We start from the raw sequence: 16759 nt of genomic DNA on the forward strand, positions 1-16759 counted from the left end.
TACCAGCGCACCGCCCACAGGATCACATCACCCTGGAAATGGCGCCACTTGAAATCCGTCATCGTTCCGTCCGTCCAATCTCCGCCAAGCATGCTCAAGCTTCACGATTTTTGCAACAGAGCCGTCTACTATATCAGGCAACGGATGCCCTGTGCAGAACATCCATTCTTTTAAGAAAACCGACACCACCTGTTGACGGTTTCCCGGATTTGGCCTATTTGCCGGGTGTTCCGCCTTTTAGGTGGACGGCTCCGCAAGAGCGTTCGGGAAGTAACAGATCCAGATGATAGGCCCCGGCAGGGAATAAGAGCTGCTGCATAGGTGCAAGGATCCTAGCCGTAGAGGCCGGGCTCAAGTGTGGAAGCGAGAGGCAGCTCCCGGACAGGCAAGGTAACAGGTCAGCACCCGAGGAAGGAGCGCCGCACATGGCGAAGAGTATGGAAGTCGTGCCATCGGGTGAGCTGCAAAAGCAGTTCGGCCGATACTCCGACGAGGCGATGATCCGTCCCGTCGGCGTCAGCCGGAACGGCCGCGTCCGCTTCGTCATGGTCCCTGTCGATGAATATGAGCGCCTGCGCCGCCGTGAGCGGGTCGCGGGCCGCGTGGAGGATCTGGATGACGATACCCTCGAAGCGCTCCGGGCCGTCGAGCCCGCGCCCGAGTGCGAAGAAGCAGAAGCCCGGCTCGGGCGCGCCTAAGCCCGGCCAAGTTCTTAACTACAGCTATCTCTGGGAAGCCGAGTATCGCGAGGGTCGCGACGAAGGCGTCAAGGACCGCCCGGTCGCTGTCGTCCTCGTGACGCAGAGCGTCGACGGTCTCGACCAGGCGCATGTCGTGCCGATGTCGACCAAGCCGCCGCGCCGCGGACAACCGGCGGTCGAGGTGCCCAGGATCGTGCGCGAGCAGCTCGGCCTCTCGGCCGAGCGCTCGTGGATCATCTGCGACGAATGGAACCGCTTCGCCTGGCCGGGCTACGACATTCGCCCCATCCGCGGCCGCGAGCCAGAGGTCAGCTACGGTTTCATCCCTGCCGGCCTGTTCCGCCAGGTGCGGGACACAATGCTTGCTGCCGCTATTGGACGGCCGGTCGATCGAGACGACTAGCCGTCGCACTTGCCGACTGCTGCACGGACGAGGAGCCATTGGTGTGGAGGGTAGCACGCCGTTGATCCAGAATAAGCGTCACCTTCTTGCCAACTTCCTCGAGAGAAGCAGTCAGGCGGTTGAGCTGTGACCACGTCGCGCTCATTTCCGGCCCATATCGTGCCGACAGATATTCCCGCGTCGAGGCAAGCGAATTGAGGTGCGTGGTTGTCTTAGCCCTTAAAGACAAGCCGAGCTCCTGCGCCCGCTCAGTGCGACGCGCAAGATCGTGCTGTAATCCGCGCACATCACGGGCGGTATCGCCGCAGCCGAGCAGCAAAGCGTTTAGGTAGAGCTCAATCGCGTGGATCGCCAGCAGTCGCGCGGGAGCGAGGCAGTGCGGACCGCGGGCACGATCACAAGCCATCAGGTGACTGCAACTTCGCCGATACTCGTGCGCGAGATCGAGGATTTGCCAGCAGTCGGCCTGGTCGCCGGGATAGGTCGTTATACTAGCCTCCTCTCAGCCGGCGCCCTGTCGCCCTGTCGAACCTACGAGACGATAGCTAACAGTTCACATACGACGCAGATGCGCCAAGCATGAGGGCTTAACCTACCCTGCCGCGTACAGCGCGATCGCGAGCGACATGCAGAAGATCGATAGCCAGATGACGATCTGACCGAAGATATGGAGAACGAGGCCCATCCAGCTATAGCGCCGGCGGAGCGCGATCCCGCTCGCGACGGCGACGAAGAACGCGATCGTCACCGGCATGGAGATCGAGGGCGAACGCTTGAGGCTCGCGTCCACGATCGGCATCAGCCCTACCGCCATCACCAGCATCCACGAAAAGCCGAATACCGCCGTGTCCGCGAGATTCAGCTCATCGAGCGGACTTTTCCGATCCTCTCGCCGGGGTTGCCGCGTCGCCATCTAGCTGCTCCCTCCTTTGCTTGTGAACAAACCTCGAACCTTGTATGTTGAAAAGGTTCGGAGGTTTCTCACATGCTGGACACGCATACCTTGCTGGTCACTCAGGACCGTCCATCGGGGCCTCTTCTCCTCATCGAAGACGCGCCTGCGACGGACGAGCGCGATGTGCCAATTACCGCCGGCACCGTCATCGGTCAGGTCATCGGCGTGCTGATCGTCATCGCACTCGGCGCGTACATGACACTTGCCATCTAGCACCGCGATCACTCCCGCAGCTTCGGATCATTGAAGAAGCCGCGATTGTGATCGCGGTTCACTTCCAGTTGGACGTCTACTGACCCTTGAACGGCGTTGGTCCGCGAAGCCTGCGCGGCCGCACGATCACCCTCCAAACGCTCGCCCCCAGCTTCGATAATAGCCTGAGCAGCTCGTGGATCACCACCGCCAGGTCCAGACGGGATCCCCGAAACGCCATGCGGGCGATACGAGCCAGCGACGTCGGTCGCGCTATCGACGCCGGGACGATGAACCTCCACAAGATCCGGCTCGTGGAGCTTGCCTGCGATTTCCGCGCGAATGCCATCCTGCTTCTCGCGCATCCAGCGCGTGATCATCTCCTGACGGACCGCGCGCTGATGATCGCTGAGATCCGTCGCCCAGAGTTCGGGCGCGTCGAGGCCTGGGTTGGTGGCCTGCTGCGCACGATACCACTGAGAAAGATCCTGGCTCATGTTCTCGCTGAGTTGCATGCCATGCGTCTCGGCATAGCTGGCATCACGCGATAGCTGCTGCGACAGCTCCTCGAGCTTCCGGGCCGTTTCGGTGTACGAGCGTGCGCGGGCGAGTGCTTGTTCGTGCGACATCGAAGAACTGGACGACGTCGAGGCCCTGCTGAAGTTGCCCGAGCGGTCATAGGTGCCATCCGACGAAGTGGCGCCGGTGCCGTTCGAATGCTCGTCTCGAACCCCGCTGCTCGACGAACTAGAGCTATCGGAAGAGCGCGTGTTGTCGGTGCCGTGGCGGAGAGTGTCCTGCTGCGATCCCGTTTTGCTGACGGAGATTCCAGCACCCGGAAGCGCGCCCAATACACGCCCCAAGGCGCCGCCCCGACCTCCGGAGCGTCCTCCCCCACCAGAGCCACCGCGGTTCCCGCCAATACCTGCGTCTAAGCGCCCACCGACTTGGTCTACGGTCCCAGCGTTCCGATCATGGCCGTCGGACACACGTTGACTCTGACCTATCGATGAGCGGTCTTCCGTGCCCTGCGAGCTGCTGCCGGTTGTGCGATCAAACTGCTCGATAGAGGTGTTAGAGGATCGACCGCTGCTCGAGTCCCAACCGGAGGACCGCTCGCTCGACGTGCTGGTCCCGCTGCGATCGGTCTTCGTCCAGGTGATCATCTCCTGCGCCGCATTGTCGAAGGCTTGAGACTGGCGATGCGCCTCGCTCGCCATCTGCCGCCACTCGGCCACGGTGCCGGTCGACATCGTCGGTGTGAACCCGAGGCGCGAAATAGCGCCGCTGGTGTCGAAGACGTCCTGGCCGTTCCCGAACCCGTTGATCATCGCGCCGTTGTCCTGCCGCCACCCGACGCTGGCAGCGCCGCCCATGAAGCTCGGCGCGGTCGACCACTGATCGGCCTGACGCATGTTCGAGGTCGAATTGGCCCAGCTCACGTTGCCGTAGGAGTAGTTGCCGGTGGTCTGCTCCAGCGCCGCGGCCTCGGCCGCGTTCTGCGCCGGCGCCAGCATCGACGTGGCCTGTCCCGCGATCGACATCGCTCCGCGCGCGAGACCTGCCGCGAGGAATGGGATGCTCATCAGCATGAAGCCGGCGATCGTCGCCGTCTCGCCATTGACCGCGCCTATGCCGGCATAGCTACCCAGCGACATCCCTCCCGTGGCGACGCCGTTGGCGGCGTTCTCGGCCCGCGTCATGCAGATCATGTGCAGGATGACGTAAAGCGGCCCCCACGACGCGAGATAGAAGAACCCCATCGCGTAGCCCTTCAGGGTACTGAGACCCGTCTGGGGCAAGAGGAAAAGCGGGAAGATCACCGGGAACATCGCGAAGAAAACGACGGTCAGCACGATGTTCAGGATAGGCACCCACGCCATCGCCTGCTGCGCAATCGAGTTGTAGGTGTTGCGCGCCTGTATGTCGGCGCGCGTCTGCGCGAACGTGTCGATCGACGCCGCCCCGCTTCCACCCGCCATCGAGTTGCGCGCCTGCATGAAGGCGTTGATCGCCGTGTTCTGTCGCATGACGCCGGTAAAGTCGTTACCCGACCCAGTGAAGGCTTGGTTCACGATCGGGACGTCGTGCTTCAGCTTCGCGGCGGCGACGGCATTGCTCAGCTTGGGATAGACCTCCTTCGCCCAAGGCTCGGCATTCGCCTCTATCATGCCGGTCCACTGACCATTCAGCGTGTCATAGGCCTGCCGACAGGTGACGATGAAGTTCTGGACCGTGCCGTCCCCCTGTCGCTCCAGCCATTCCTGCGACCGCGCCTCCGATCCCGGCCCGATCGCAGCCCACAGGTCGGTCGCTTTGGCGAGGTTGGTGAGCGACTTCTGATAGAGCATAACATCGCCGAAGAGACAGTTCTTGAAGTGGTTCTCCAGGTTGGTCGAGAACTCCGCATCGCGGATCACGAAGTTGCGCGTCGCGTCGAACAGCCGCGCGCCATAGACCATGCCGTTGGTCGTATAGTTGAGCTCTCCGGGCATGACGAACACCGTCTCGGCCGTTCGCGTCAGCCAGTCGCCGATCTGCGTCGTGAAGCTCGCCAGCACGCCGAGCCCCAGCGGCACGTTCGCAACCGTCGCCGGCGCCAGGCTGGGATTGATGCGATCCGTGACTTTCACGTCGATCGTCGGCACCATGAGGCACAGGTAGATGCCGGTCGCCTGCAGAAACCAGTTCATCCAAGCGCGGAAGTTGAGCGTGAAGGCGACGACGAGCAGGGAGTAGATCAGGCCCATCACCATCACGACGCGCAGGAGGGAGCGGTAGCCCCCTCCTCCGGCCCAGGCGGCGACGGCATTGAAGGTGTTGACGAGATACTCGCCCCCGCCGACGGTGAAGACTTCGAGCACGTCGCTACCCTCCCTCTACGCGCTTAGAGCAAGCCTTGCGCGTTCAACCCCCGCGAGAAGCTGAGCGCCGAGGACATCCCCGGCGACATCGTGTTCTGCAGCGTCGACTCCAGCATAATGCTGCGGTTGATGATCTGCATCGTGACCTGCAGCTTGTTGCTCAGCTTCACGTCGCGCTGAGCGAACTTGGTGCGGGTCGCCGCGATCTGCTGGCGCCACTGCCCCGCGGTCTCCTGGTCCGCCGTCTGGTAGAAGACCTTCGCCTGCTCGACACGGTCGAGCATGTTGTCGAGCATCGCGTTCAGCAGGTCGACCGCAACGATCTCCGAGAGCGTTTGGATCTCGCCGTCCGTGAGGGCGTAGTGGGCATAGGCCTGGACGGCGAGGATCTTGTAGATCGGCACCGTGGCCATGTTGAGCAGCTGCTTCTCGGCCGCATCGAGCGCGGTGTCGCTGCGGATCTTCGAACTCATGCTCTTGATCATCGTCGCGATACGCGGACGGAGTGCGCTCGATTCCGGCACGCTCAGCGTCTGGTCGGAGACGTCCGTGCAGGGATCGTTGTTGCACTTCAGGATCTTGACCTGCGGCGCGCTCGCGGTGCCATCGAGCAGCGCGGTGACGACCGCTTCCTCGGCCGGGCCATAGATCACCACCTTCGGGCCGCTGTTGCTGTCCGTCGGCGGAGTGGTGACGATCGTACCGACGAGCGTCATCACATATTCGGAGAAGGACTGGTCGAACGCACCAAACTTCGACGACTTCTTTAGCGCCTCCCAGGTGTAGTTATGCGGATCGCCGACGATCTGATCCTTCATGTGCGGATCGCTGTTGCCGGCGAGCGTGCCATCGCGCTGACCGCCATTGTTGCAGCCCTGGCGCGATGCCGCCCAGTCGGAGAACACCCCCTGGCTGTTGCCGACCGCCTCGCAAATCGTCGAGCGCGTGGTCTCCATCTGCGGCCAGATGCCGCCCACGAGCGCCTGCGCCGTCTCGCAGCTCGAAATGTTCATCTGGTTGAGGAGCTGCGCCTTCTGGCTGAACTCGTCCATGACCTTGCCGATCTCGGGCGAGACGCTGTCGATGGCGAGCTTGAAGGCGAAACCGAGCGCGTTGTTGGCGGTCGCCTTCAGCATCGCCACGATCTCGGACGCATTGATGAAACTGAACGAACCCGAAAACAGGTCAATGCCGCCGCATCCCGCCCGCGCGCTCGGAAGCTGGAGGTTGAACGGCGACACGCTCTTCTGCGGGAAGCGCGTCCAGACGTTGCCAAGCGAGTAGTACCCCGCCGACTGCCCCTGAAAGGCGGTCGGGCCGGTCACGTTCGCGGCACCGCCGGCGTCGTTGAAGAAGCCGTTCATCTCCGACGCGACGTCGGCGCGAGCCACACCGATCAGGGCGAAGTGCGAAGCGGCGAGCATCGTCAGCGCAGCGCCAGCGCGATGTGCCAGCCTCCGGAGCCGACCTCGTTGGCGAGGACTGGTCATCAGTAGTCGCTCCCGACCTTGGTGTTGGTGAGCATGAAGATGCGATCCATGATCTCATCGGCGCTCAGGATGCCGAAGCCGACCGGGATGGTCCGCTTGGTCTGGGTGTCGAAAAGGACCAGCGCGGGGGTCTCGTTGCCGGAGATCCCCATCCGCGCGCGCTGGCCCGAGTCGACGACATAGTTGGGGAAGTCGCGGCTCGGCCCGCCGTCCATCGAGACGGCCATGACCGCCATCCGGTGACTGTCGGCCACCGAGCGCAGGATCGGGGCGAAGACCTCGCACGCGCCGCAGCTCTGCGCATAGAAGTAGAACAGCCCGTAGCGCTGGCCGAGGTTGGTCAGGACGGAGTCCCGATCCGCCTTGCGGTTATCCAGCCATGCGCGCTTGGCGACCGTATTGACGGGGCGCTGCAGCGTGTAGTCGATGTCGGGGTTCTGCCACAGCGCGCGCTGCCAGGTGTCGGAGAAGGTCGACGCGCGGTCGAGCTGCTCGCGCTGGAAGCGCACATAGGCAATCACGTTCTCCTCGGACGGGTCGAGGATCGCCTTGGCCTTGAGTTCATCAAGCTGGTGCGTGATCGCCGCGAGCCGCTCGGCCGCGCTCTTCTCCGGCACCTGGGGCTGCGCCTTGGCGGTCTCGGCCGGCTTAGGCTTGGTGCAGTAGAACCATTGCCCGAGCTTCCGCTCCCCGCAGTAGAAGTCATCGCCACGGCCGACCGTCTCGACGCTGTCGTCGCGGCCCTGCGCGTCCTGCGCTCGAAGCGGCGCAGCCATCGGCGCGACCGAGAGCAGAAGCATGGCCAGCTTTGCCATTCTCGACATGGTTATCGTCCTTCCTTCTGATCGGCCGCATCGTCCAAGGGGACAGACGCGGAGTGGTTGGGGGGCGTGGGGGCCGGCGCCGTCCAGCCCGCGAGGCGGACGCAGCAGTCGAATCCGGCGGTGGACGCGGCAGCCGAGTTGCAGGGTGATGCGACCGCTACGCCGGTCGCGGCGACCGGCGCCCCCGGCATGAGTAACGACGTGCCCGCGAGCAGGGCGGCGAGGAGCGCCGGCTCAAAGATCACGAACGCCATTGTCCAGCTCTCCCTTCGTCAAGCGCAGCACGGACATCATCAAGGCGACGTCGATCAGCCGTGTCCCTTGATCGAGCATCCGGATGATGCCGTTCATAAGCGGCCGGGCAGCGCGCCGACCTTCCTCGGTTGCACGGAAGCAATGGCTTTCCTCGGCAACCCAGCGGTTCGCGAGCATGTTCTCGATCGGCGCCGCGGCGACCGGCGGGTCGACCACGCACTCGAACCATGCCCCGATGACCTGACAGATCTCCTCCACCCTGGGCGGGCGGCGTGCGCGGAACACGCACATGAAGATGGCGAGTTCGAACACCGTCATCGTCCAGTTGCAAGCTGGAGAGCCGGCCGAAACCAAGTCATTTGCCGCGGCCGTCATTTCGATCACTTAGCCCCCCGATCATGGCTGACCCCCGTGCAGGTCGTAGTAGTCCTGGATCTTCTGCTGGATCTCGGACATCGTCTGGACCTCGTCGGGCAGCTTGGCCGCGTCGAGGAAGTCCGCGTAGACTTCGGTGAAATCCATCTTCGACAAGTCGAGCTGCTGAAACTCGGCGATGGTGAAGCCCTTGCACTGCTCGTTCTTGGGCTTGCCCCAGGGCTTGTTGATCTGGACGCGGCCCTGCTCCTGCAGCACGCGGCTGAGCTTGCTCTCAAAGCAGCAATATGCCGTCTTCTTCGTCTTGCAGATGCCGAGGAAGCTGGACGAGCACCACGTTCCGACCTTGTGGCAGAACCCCATGCGATCCTTGATGTCGAGCTTCATCTCGTCTTGCGAGCAGGCGAAGAGCGTCAGGAACGGCGTCGCGAGCGCGGCGATCGCCGCCGGCCCGCCCGCCAGTGCAGCACCGCCAGCAGCCACCGTCAGAACGCCCGACACCTTGCCGGCGCAGCAGTTGATGAGCCCGAACACCGGCTTGTGACACGTCTCGCGCGTCCCCGAGAACACGGTCAGATTGTTGGGGTCGAAGCCCTTCGAGGCATCGTCAATCGCGTGCAGGGCGACAAGCGCGTCCTTGAACTCAGTCGACGCCTCGCGCGTGATCGGCTCGCAGTCGCCGTTGATGCAGTAGACGTCGTTCCCGCAGATATATTGCGGCGTGCCAGACGTCGGTGCGTCCGGAGTCGGGCACTTGTAGACCTTCTCCTTGACCTTGCACTCGCCCTCCTGCGGATCGTCCAGGCACTCCTCGCGCAGGAAGGTGCATTGGCGGTTGCCCGCGAGATCGCCGCAGTCATTGCCCTGAGACAGCTTGTGGCAGGTATATTTCCGCTCCCACTGCCAGCACGCCCGCGTGACGGCGACACCGTTTATCGTGCGCGTGGTCGGATCCGGGTCGACGCAGGTTTCCTCGGCCAGCTCGCACGTCTGATCCGCCGTGGCGCTGTTGCACTGCCCTTCGTCCTTGCGCTCGTTGATGACCTCCCCGACGGTCTCGAGCGTGTAGCCCCGGTTCGGCACAGCGGCGCTGTCGCACTCGTAGGTGATCTCCTCGCCTTCTTCCACATCGGGCTCGGTGCAGAAGCGCGGATTACCTTGGCGGCAGATGTCGTAGAACACAGTGCGCCGTGAGCGCTCGCGGCATATACCGTTAGCGACGGGCGCGTTGAATGCCGGCACGCAGCGCCGGTTGCGGTTGTCGCCGCCCCGCGCCGCCGTCATGATCCAATTCTCGCAGGTGTAGACGTACTTGTTCACGCCCGGGGTGACGTCGACCACCAGCGGCACCCGGCAGACCGGCGCGGTCTCCTCGACCTTCGTTCCGGTATTGCACGTCGCCTCGTAATAGCCGCCGGACCCGGAGCCGGGAGGCAAAGGCTGGCACTGCCCGCTCTCAGACCCGATGTTCTCGCCCTGCAGGTACGCATCGGGATCGTTCTCGACCTGCGTCGCACGGTCGGTCGTGGCGAGGATCTCGGCGTTGCTGAAGGTCGGCCGGGTGTGGTCCGGATCGGTCACGGTCCGGTAGGACTCGTTCGTCGACCGCTGCGCCGTTCCGGCCGCGACAAGCGCATCCGGATCGTCGAAATAGGTGCTCTGGGGCTGGTTGGTGCCGGTATAGCCTGGCACGGCCTCGGCCTGGGCGTCCGTATCCGGCACCAGGCTGCCGTCCTGCCGCTTCTCGTTGCCGAGCGCCTTGCCTTCCTCGCGCGCCTGCTCGACCGTCATCTGCTGCGCCGCCGCGGGGCTGACGACCAGGCACACGCCGATGAGCGCGCTGACGAGGGAGCGGAGCTTCACTGCTGGCGGCTCCGCGCGAGGTTGCCGAGCGCCACCGTGGCGATCCGCGCACCAGGCCCGTTGGCGCCGGCAAAGGTGTTGAGGGCGTAGTCGACCGTGACGTTCCCCTCGAGCCTGTCGTGCGGCGGAACCTTGGTTTCGCAGCGGAAGCCCGCGCACAGGTCGAACGTCGAGGAGACGGCGACATAGGTCGGCACGGCCTGCACGTTGAAGGCGCGGAAGAGCCGGGGGTCGATGCCGATATTCGGCATGTCATCCTTCTGCACGACCTGCCCCAGGCGGTTGACGAACTCCTTGGCCGAGTTGTTGGGGAAGCCGCGGAAGACGACGACGCCCCCCGCCCTCGCCGTGTCGGCGATCAGCTGGTTGAGCGACGCCGGCGGCATGGAGAGGCTGGCGAAGACCATGAACTGAGGCGCGTCGCCGCCGGGCGTGTTCGCATTGTTGGCCGCGCCCTGCACCAGCTCGTCGAAGTCGATCTTGCCGTCCGGCCCCTTGGGCAGGTCCGTCGCGGCGACCCTCTGCATGTTCTCCATGCCGCCCTTTCGGACGACGGTCGCCTGCTCGCGGAACTCGTCGCCACGATCCTTCACCTGGTCGACGAAGGCCTGCGCCTCCGCAGCGATGTCCGCGGCCCTCTTCTTGACGGCCTGAACATCGAGCCCGTCGACAGTCTGCGCGAGGATCGCCGACATGCCGGCGGTCCCGAGAAGCGCGGCGATGCCCATGGTCAAAAGGCGCATGCTTCCCTCCTCAGAACACGCAGCAGTTGCGCTTGCGCCAGACGAGATAGCCCATGTCCTCGCCGCCGGCCGGGAAGGCGCGGCCAGCATCGGGCGGCATCGTCGACGCACCGATCGCCGAGCAGGCGAACCGCCCGCTCACCGTCGGAATCGGGTTCACCATCTGGAAGCGGTATTGCTGCTTCCGCATGATCGGCATCAGGTACTTCTTGCAGAGGCCCTCCGACCCCATCGTTCCCCAGGCGAGCCCCTCTCGGTGCATCTTGTAGGCGAACCGGGACAGGGCGAGACGCGAGGACTGGACGTGCCCGATCGAGGCGGGGATGTTCCCGTTCAGGGGATACATGCTGCCCTGACACCCGGCACACCAGAACAGCGCGTCGAGCGGAAGCTCGGCCGTCCCCGCGATGCAGTCGCCGGCACACGCGGCCTGCGCGATGGGGTTGGCGAAGACGACAGCCTCGGGATTGATGATCGCGGTGAGCGAGTCATCCTGCCAGAGCGGATCGACCTCGGTCATGTAGGCGATGTCGAACGACGCCTGCTCGAAGCAGACGAAGTCGGTAAGGATCTCCATCCAGTAGAGGAGCGGGTAGACGTACCAGTGGACGTGCCACTTGGCCGTGCTTTGCGAACGCCCGCCGACCATCGACGGGCCGGTCAGGTAGCCCTGCCCGATGTCGAACCCCGGCGCGATCCGCGTTCCGCCCAGATTGGAGAAGCACCACGGCTTCATCGTGACGTCGGCAAGCCTCGCCGGCTCCCAGAACCCTACCGAGATCCCGATGCGCGGAAGTGGGTCGGCGCAGGCACAGATCGGCGATGCCGGATTGTGGGTGTCGGGACGGTTGCCCGGCCAGATCTTCGCGGCCCCGATCGAGAGCGGGAAGAGGCACGACCAGCAGACGTCGGTGATCGGGTTGACAAACTTCCCGGTGCAGGTCGGCGCGGCGTCGGCGCGCGGGGACAAGGCCACCGTCACCAGCAACAGACCGAGGACGCCGACCAGCGCGCGCAGCCAGCGCATCAGCCCGGCTCCCCTGTCCGCTCGAGGAACGCGTTGTCGGCCGCGTTCTTCCGCCGGAGATACATCAACGAGTAGAGCCCGGTCGCGACGAGGAGCGCAACGGCAAGGCACGGAGCTGCGCGGCCGAGAGCCGCATGCACCTGAGCGAAGAAGCCGATGAAGACCGCGACCGACAGGCAAAGCCCCTGCCAGGTCAGCCGCATGCGGCGCAGCGAGCGCGTTTCGGGTGCCGCCATCGGGGTACGGAGAAGATCCAGCCAGAGGGGCATCAGCTTTTCGCTCCAGGCTTGAGGACCGTCTCCGAGACGTGGAGGAGCTTGCCCGTCTGCTCCACGACGGCCGGCGTGTGACGGATGCCGAACTTGCCGGTGAGACGGCCCTCCTGGTCGAAGAAGAACCGGCGCTTGCGGGCGGTCATGGATTCGATCGGCGAGCCGTTGACGAAGATGATCTTCGCATTGAGCTCGGTGAACCGCTTGGTCGCCCAGTCGACCTGCGCCGTATCGTCGCCGTCGACGAACACGAGGCTCTGCCGCATGGATACGAAATCGAGCGGATTGATCCGCTGGCCCGCCTCCGCAATCACCTGTCCCTTGTGGTCACGGATCTCGCGCTCGAGCGTGATGGTCGGATCATAGTTCCAAGTCCGCGCTTCCTCCGCGGGCGTGATCCCGGAGACGGGGACCGGCCGACGCACCTTCGCCTCGACCCGCTTGGCGAACGCCGCGTTGACACGGTCCATCTCGCCCGTCGCCTGAGCGCGCTGCAGGCGTGCCTCGATCGTGGCGAGAAGATCGGCCTCGACCACCGGGAACGTCTGCCCGAGCTGGCCGAAATCGCGCGCTTCGCTCCGCTCCGATCCCGTGAGCAGCACCGCGGCTCCGAGACAAGCGACGCCGGCAAGCGACGCGGCGACGGCGCGGATCACAGGATGGCCTCGCCGGTGCCGACGATCTGCCGCTGACAGGCGAAACCGATCGCCGCGTAGCGGGAGTCGAACCCATCCTTGTGTGGAGTGCCGACATAGTAGCAGCCCGCCGGGATGACGCCGCTCGGGCCGATGGCCAGCGGCTCGCCCGCCTTGGTGAAGGGCTTGGTATAGGCGACGACACGGTGATTGACCGTCACGAGCCTGCCCCAGTGTCGGACCGTGTCGCCCGGCATCCCATAGACGATCTTGCCGAACATCTCAGGCTTCGACCCGAAGTGGCGACGGACAAGCTCGCTCTTGGGCGGAAGGAAGAAGACGTACTCGCCGCGCGCCGGCACCTGGTTCTTGTGGATGACGAACGCCCAGTTGGGCAGCGAGTCCGTCGTGTTGATCAGGAGCGCGTGCTTGTCCCGCCACTCGCTGATCGCGCCGAGGATGACGCTACCGGCAACGAACGCCCCGAACAGGCCGCAGCGCAGCTTGCGCCCGCTCCTGGGAGGCGCGAGATCACTGACCGCCGTTGCCATTGGGACCTCCGAAGGACGAAACCATGGCTCCCGCCACGCCGGCCGGGGCACCGGGCATCGTGGTGGGCATCGCCTGCTGCCCGCCTGCGACCGGCGGAACGCCGCTCATCGGGTCGATCGTCGCCCCTTGCGATCCCATCATCGGTGCGACGGCGAGGGGCTGCGGTGCGGCTGCGGGAGCGAGCTGCTGCTGCAGCTGCTGCAGTTCCTGAACGCTCGCCGGCCGGGGCTGGTGGATGCCGCTGGCGTAGACCGCCTTCTTCAGGCTGTCGGTGATGTCCGGCACGTTCTCGGTGAGGACCGCCTCGCCGACGAGCACGACCTGGCCCTTTTCGCTCCGCCGCTGGATCTCGTGCTTGAGCGACGACATGAACGTCCGCATCTCGGCCTCGACCTGCGCGGGCGGCGAGGCAGCTCGGGCCTGCGCCGTGACGTACTCGCCGACGATGCTCGAAAGGCTTGCCTTGACGATATGCTCCTCGCGGGGCGCGACGAGCGCCTTCGTGACCCACATCGACCAGATCAGCGCCACGACGAGCGCGGCGCCCATCAGGAGCTGACCGCGCGTGAAGCCGCCGAACCCGCGCTTGGCGCGGACGATCGGCGCCGATGCGGCGGGGGTCGCGGGGGTGGGGAGATCGAGTTCGGGCTGGTCAGCCATTGGCCTTGCTCCGCTTGGGGTCGCGCGCAGGGAGGATGCTGTGGCGACGGAAGAAGATGACCGCGGCCGAGAGAACCAAGTGCGCGACGATGAGGACGTGCTTGAAGGAGGCGATGCGCTCCACGTCGGCCGCGACGTACCGGCTCGCCATGTTGTTGAGCTGGTGCATCATGCCATCGACCGACAGCCCGCCGATCGCGAGGAAGAACAGCACGAACACACCCCAGGTGATGAGGAGCGTCGTGGCGAGGAAACCCGCCATGTGCAGGTAGAAGTAGAGCAGGAAGCCGACGTCGAGCTTGCCCTTGGGCCGCTCGAGGGCGGCGTCCGCCGGGGCCGGGATGGTCGCCATGTCGTTACTCCGCCGCGATGGCCGCCGGCTCTTCGGCAGGCATCGCCCATTTCTCGGGGTTGTTGGGATAGGCGATGCGCTCGATCGCCTCGTCCATCGTCAGGCCCTCGTGCACGAGCGCCTCAATCGCGGCGAAGGTGCGCGGGCTCGACGAGAACAGCGCGGCCGAATAGGGGTCGAGGACGAGCCGGCCCACCGCCAGCGTCTCCGGCCCCTTGATCATGATGTCCGAATATTCGAACCCGTTCCGCTTCAGCGAGCGCAGGAGCGCATCGGTGTAATCGTCCATCTCGAAGCGGTCGTGCTTCTTGAAGTCGGCGATCGTCTCCGGCTTCTGCTGCAGGATCACAAACCAGTCGCTGTTCTCCAGCGCCGCAATGCTGCCGGCCGACTTGTAATAGTCGTTCAGCGACTGCGTCGCGGTGACGAGCGAGGCGCCATATTTGCGGCAGGTACGCGCATAGGTCTCAATGAAGTCCGCCATCGCGCCGCCCCGAAGCATCTGCCACGCCTCGTCCAGGAGCAGCGCCTTGGGGATCGAGCGGTCGACCTTGCGCATCATCTGCTGCGACATGAACATGATCGCGGTCAGCACGACGCTGCGCAGCTCCTCGCGCGAGGACAGGTCGGAGAGCTCGAAGACGGTGAGCTGCGCCTGCAGCTCGAAGGAGACCTCGCCCTTGAAGAACTTGCCGTAGGTGCCCGCACTGGAGAACGGCATCATCGCGATCGCGAGGTGCGACGCGAGCTCGTTGCCGGTGTCGTTCAGCGTGGCGATCACGTCGTCGATCGAGCCGTTGCGACCCTTGGCCTCCCAGACGCGATTGACCGCTCCGTCGATCAGGCCGCGCTCGGTATCGGTGAGCCGGTCGATGTGCCGCGACATCTGGTTCACGATGGCCTTGAGCATCGCCATGCAATCGAGCAGGTAGTCCTCGTCCTCGGCCGCCTGCTTTTCGTCGATCATCGAGAACGGGTTGAGGCAGAAGCCGCTCGACATCGTGAACTCGACGAACGCGCCGCCCTGCAGTTTGGCGGAGTGCTCGAACGACCGCCCGTCGTCGATCACCACCACCTTCGACCCGGCGCCGCACAGCGACGCGCACAGCTCCTGCAGCGCGACCGACTTGCCGCTGCCGCTCTTCCCGAACACCGCGACGTTGTGGTTGCCTGCGGCGTTCTCGAACGGGCTCCAGAAGAAGGGCTGGCCGCGCCGGCCGATCAGCAGGAGGTGGGGCGTATGACCGCCCAGATACTCGCCCTGGATCGGCGCGAGGTTCGCCGCGGTCGTGCTGAGCATCGTCCGCATGCGCTTCATGCGCTCGAGGTCCTTGGCCAGGCCGTTCGCCATCGTCATCGGCATGGCGCAAAGGAGCCCCATGACCTGCAGGTAGCGATCGTCCAGCAGGTCCCAGCCTGCGGCGCGGTACACCGACTTCAGGATACGCTCGTTGGCGTCCCCCTTCCCCTTCGGCGAGAACGAGGTGACGCTGTAGAATAGCCGCACCAGCTTGCGCCCCTGGCGGATCTCGTCGTTGACGAACTTCCATTCCTGCGACTGGTCGCGGAGCTGCGGCAGGAACCGCGCCGACTTGGAGTCGGCGAGGCTCGTGGTCCGCATGAACTTGAAGCTGGCCTTGTTGGTCGCGGCCTGGGGATCGGGAAAGTCGAGGCAGAGGTTCGTCGCCACCGGGCACGGCATGCGCAGCTTGTCGGCGAACATATCGCCGATCAGCCGGGCGCAGTCCCAGGGGGCCCACCGCTGGGGCAGGTTCCGCACCGAGAAGGAGCGGACGTCGAAAACGTCGGGATAGATCTCGCCGATCTCCGGCGCACCGTCGACCTCCTTGCCGGTCGGCCGGAAGCGCTCGGTCCGAAGAAGGATGCGGTCGGGGTCGACCTTCATCTCGATGTCGCGTCGCACCGCCTGGTCGGAGATCGGATCGAGCGGGTTGTAGCTCACCACGTCCTCTCCGGCCGCGGTCGTGGGCGAGGTGATGTCGTCGATCCAGCCGATCAGCGCGACCGGGTCCATCTTGCGCGCCGACACGCCGATCGAGCCGAGCACCGAGATCAGCCCGTCCATGACGGCCACGATCTCCTCGTTCGAGACGCTCGAGCTCTCAGGCGTCGAGTAGGAGATCGCAACGCGATGGTTGCGAAGGCAGAACGGGGCGTCGGCCGATAGCGAGTTCCAGACCCCGTCCGTCAGGAAGTCGACCCGGTGCTTCGCCATGCGCTCGTAGACGCCGCTCGCCGAGTAGCGCGGTAGATACCATTTGGAGAGCCGTTCGCTGATGCGCGGGCTCATCCAGTCGTGGAACTGCAGGGAACCCGGCGCCGGGATGCCCTCGGAGAGAAACTGCGTGAGGATCTCGCCCGTGCGCTCGTCGGCACCGACCAGCGGCGAGACCTCGATCACGAAACCGCGCGACGCGGAGTTGTAGAAGATGCCCGTCTTGGGGTCGTAGCTGCGATAGGGCAGCCAGTGCGCCAGCATCGGCACCGCCAGGTCGGGCCGCTGAGCGTCGGGCCGCTTGCTGTCGCCGAACACGCCGGAGATCAGGTTGTCGAAGAAGCCTGGCTTGGCGCTCAT

18 protein-coding genes are annotated in these 16759 nt (G+C 65.0%); 3 read left to right on the forward strand and 15 right to left on the reverse strand.

Going from position 1 to position 16759, the window contains the following annotated elements; genetic code table 11:
- Nucleotides 1–425: 425 nt before the first annotated feature.
- A complete protein-coding gene (locus Q4610_RS19485; RefSeq protein WP_304537535.1) occupies nt 426–698 on the forward strand; it encodes a type II toxin-antitoxin system Phd/YefM family antitoxin in 273 nt (90 codons plus the stop codon).
- The gene (locus tag Q4610_RS19490) at nt 616–1104 is read left to right on the forward strand and encodes a hypothetical protein (protein ID WP_304537536.1); all 489 of its coding nucleotides are present in this window, start codon (nt 616–618) and stop codon (nt 1102–1104) included. Before Q4610_RS19485 ends, Q4610_RS19490 begins: the two co-directional genes overlap by 83 nt.
- Here the strand turns inward: Q4610_RS19490 and Q4610_RS19495 are convergent.
- Both Q4610_RS19495 and Q4610_RS19500 read right to left on the reverse strand, forming a co-directional pair.
- Complete coding sequence (locus tag Q4610_RS19495) at nt 1073–1510, reverse strand: hypothetical protein (RefSeq protein WP_304537537.1); 438 nt, start codon at nt 1508–1510, stop codon at nt 1073–1075. The genes Q4610_RS19490 and Q4610_RS19495 overlap by 32 nt on opposite strands.
- Nucleotides 1511–1696: 186 nt before the next feature.
- Nucleotides 1697–2017, reverse strand: a complete 321-nt coding sequence (locus tag Q4610_RS19500) for a hypothetical protein (protein ID WP_304537538.1) — start codon at nt 2015–2017, stop codon at nt 1697–1699.
- A 72-nt stretch (nt 2018–2089) separates the two neighbouring features.
- Between Q4610_RS19500 and Q4610_RS19505 the strand changes: the two genes are divergently transcribed.
- A complete protein-coding gene (locus Q4610_RS19505) occupies nt 2090–2272 on the forward strand; it encodes a hypothetical protein (RefSeq protein WP_304537539.1) in 183 nt (60 codons plus the stop codon).
- Nucleotides 2273–2280: 8 nt separating this feature from the next.
- Here Q4610_RS19505 and Q4610_RS19510 read toward each other — a convergent pair whose 3' ends face one another.
- The 13 genes from Q4610_RS19510 to traC form a co-directional block, all read right to left on the reverse strand.
- Nucleotides 2281–5115, reverse strand: a complete 2835-nt coding sequence (locus tag Q4610_RS19510) for a conjugal transfer protein TraG N-terminal domain-containing protein (protein WP_304537540.1) — start codon at nt 5113–5115, stop codon at nt 2281–2283.
- Nucleotides 5116–5138: 23 nt separating this feature from the next.
- On the reverse strand, nt 5139–6539 hold the full coding sequence (locus Q4610_RS19515; protein WP_304537566.1) for a conjugal transfer protein TraH: 1401 nt from the start codon (nt 6537–6539) through the stop codon (nt 5139–5141).
- Between the two features lie 65 nt (nt 6540–6604).
- Nucleotides 6605–7429 carry a conjugal transfer protein TraF gene (locus Q4610_RS19520; protein ID WP_304537541.1) on the reverse strand — a complete coding sequence of 275 codons (825 nt, stop codon included), beginning with the start codon at nt 7427–7429 and terminating at the stop codon, nt 6605–6607.
- Between the two features lie 234 nt (nt 7430–7663).
- Nucleotides 7664–8059: a hypothetical protein gene (locus Q4610_RS19525; RefSeq protein ID WP_304537567.1), complete on the reverse strand. Its 396-nt coding sequence runs from the start codon at nt 8057–8059 to the stop codon at nt 7664–7666.
- Between the two features lie 21 nt (nt 8060–8080).
- Nucleotides 8081–9922: a conjugal transfer protein TraN gene (locus tag Q4610_RS19530; RefSeq protein ID WP_304537542.1), complete on the reverse strand. Its 1842-nt coding sequence runs from the start codon at nt 9920–9922 to the stop codon at nt 8081–8083.
- Nucleotides 9919–10665, reverse strand: a complete 747-nt coding sequence (gene trbC, locus Q4610_RS19535) for a type-F conjugative transfer system pilin assembly protein TrbC (protein WP_304537543.1) — start codon at nt 10663–10665, stop codon at nt 9919–9921. Before trbC ends, Q4610_RS19530 begins: the two co-directional genes overlap by 4 nt.
- A 10-nt stretch (nt 10666–10675) precedes the next feature.
- Entirely contained in the window at nt 10676–11692 is a 1017-nt protein-coding gene (gene traU / locus Q4610_RS19540; RefSeq protein ID WP_304537544.1) for a conjugal transfer pilus assembly protein TraU, read from the reverse strand.
- Complete coding sequence (locus Q4610_RS19545; RefSeq protein WP_304537545.1) at nt 11692–11961, reverse strand: hypothetical protein; 270 nt, start codon at nt 11959–11961, stop codon at nt 11692–11694. The genes traU and Q4610_RS19545 overlap by 1 nt, the downstream gene beginning before the upstream one ends.
- The gene (gene traW, locus Q4610_RS19550; RefSeq protein WP_304537546.1) at nt 11961–12620 is read right to left on the reverse strand and encodes a type-F conjugative transfer system protein TraW; all 660 of its coding nucleotides are present in this window, start codon (nt 12618–12620) and stop codon (nt 11961–11963) included. Before traW ends, Q4610_RS19545 begins: the two co-directional genes overlap by 1 nt.
- Nucleotides 12617–13150 carry a S26 family signal peptidase gene (locus tag Q4610_RS19555; RefSeq protein ID WP_304537547.1) on the reverse strand — a complete coding sequence of 178 codons (534 nt, stop codon included), beginning with the start codon at nt 13148–13150 and terminating at the stop codon, nt 12617–12619. The genes traW and Q4610_RS19555 overlap by 4 nt, the downstream gene beginning before the upstream one ends.
- On the reverse strand, nt 13131–13811 hold the full coding sequence (locus Q4610_RS19560) for a type-F conjugative transfer system protein TrbI (protein WP_304537548.1): 681 nt from the start codon (nt 13809–13811) through the stop codon (nt 13131–13133). The genes Q4610_RS19555 and Q4610_RS19560 overlap by 20 nt, the downstream gene beginning before the upstream one ends.
- Complete coding sequence (locus Q4610_RS19565; RefSeq protein ID WP_304537549.1) at nt 13804–14163, reverse strand: hypothetical protein; 360 nt, start codon at nt 14161–14163, stop codon at nt 13804–13806. The genes Q4610_RS19560 and Q4610_RS19565 overlap by 8 nt, the downstream gene beginning before the upstream one ends.
- Before the next feature lie 4 nt (nt 14164–14167).
- A complete protein-coding gene (gene traC / locus Q4610_RS19570; RefSeq protein ID WP_304537550.1) occupies nt 14168–16759 on the reverse strand; it encodes a type IV secretion system protein TraC in 2592 nt (863 codons plus the stop codon).

The organism is Sphingobium cyanobacteriorum (assembly GCF_030580935.1).
In the GTDB taxonomy this organism is placed as follows: domain Bacteria; phylum Pseudomonadota; class Alphaproteobacteria; order Sphingomonadales; family Sphingomonadaceae; genus Sphingobium; species Sphingobium cyanobacteriorum.

Coding starts and splice junctions, on each gene's coding strand:
- Q4610_RS19565 (WP_304537549.1), bottom strand. CDS start 14,163: ATGGCGACCATCCCGGCCCCGGCGGACGCCGCCCTCGAGCGGCCCAAG.
- Q4610_RS19505 (WP_304537539.1), top strand. CDS start 2,090: ATGCTGGACACGCATACCTTGCTGGTCACTCAGGACCGTCCATCGGGG.
- Q4610_RS19485 (WP_304537535.1), top strand. CDS start 426: ATGGCGAAGAGTATGGAAGTCGTGCCATCGGGTGAGCTGCAAAAGCAG.
- Q4610_RS19545 (WP_304537545.1), bottom strand. CDS start 11,961: ATGCCCCTCTGGCTGGATCTTCTCCGTACCCCGATGGCGGCACCCGAA.
- trbC (WP_304537543.1), bottom strand. CDS start 10,665: ATGCGCCTTTTGACCATGGGCATCGCCGCGCTTCTCGGGACCGCCGGC.
- Q4610_RS19490 (WP_304537536.1), top strand. CDS start 616: ATGACGATACCCTCGAAGCGCTCCGGGCCGTCGAGCCCGCGCCCGAGT.
- Q4610_RS19515 (WP_304537566.1), bottom strand. CDS start 6,539: ATGCTCGCCGCTTCGCACTTCGCCCTGATCGGTGTGGCTCGCGCCGAC.
- Q4610_RS19500 (WP_304537538.1), bottom strand. CDS start 2,017: ATGGCGACGCGGCAACCCCGGCGAGAGGATCGGAAAAGTCCGCTCGAT.
- Q4610_RS19560 (WP_304537548.1), bottom strand. CDS start 13,811: ATGGCTGACCAGCCCGAACTCGATCTCCCCACCCCCGCGACCCCCGCC.
- Q4610_RS19520 (WP_304537541.1), bottom strand. CDS start 7,429: ATGTCGAGAATGGCAAAGCTGGCCATGCTTCTGCTCTCGGTCGCGCCG.
- traC (WP_304537550.1), bottom strand. CDS start 16,759: ATGAGCGCCAAGCCAGGCTTCTTCGACAACCTGATCTCCGGCGTGTTC.
- Q4610_RS19555 (WP_304537547.1), bottom strand. CDS start 13,150: ATGGCAACGGCGGTCAGTGATCTCGCGCCTCCCAGGAGCGGGCGCAAG.
- Q4610_RS19525 (WP_304537567.1), bottom strand. CDS start 8,059: ATGACGGCCGCGGCAAATGACTTGGTTTCGGCCGGCTCTCCAGCTTGC.
- traU (WP_304537544.1), bottom strand. CDS start 11,692: ATGCGCTGGCTGCGCGCGCTGGTCGGCGTCCTCGGTCTGTTGCTGGTG.
- Q4610_RS19495 (WP_304537537.1), bottom strand. CDS start 1,510: ATGGCTTGTGATCGTGCCCGCGGTCCGCACTGCCTCGCTCCCGCGCGA.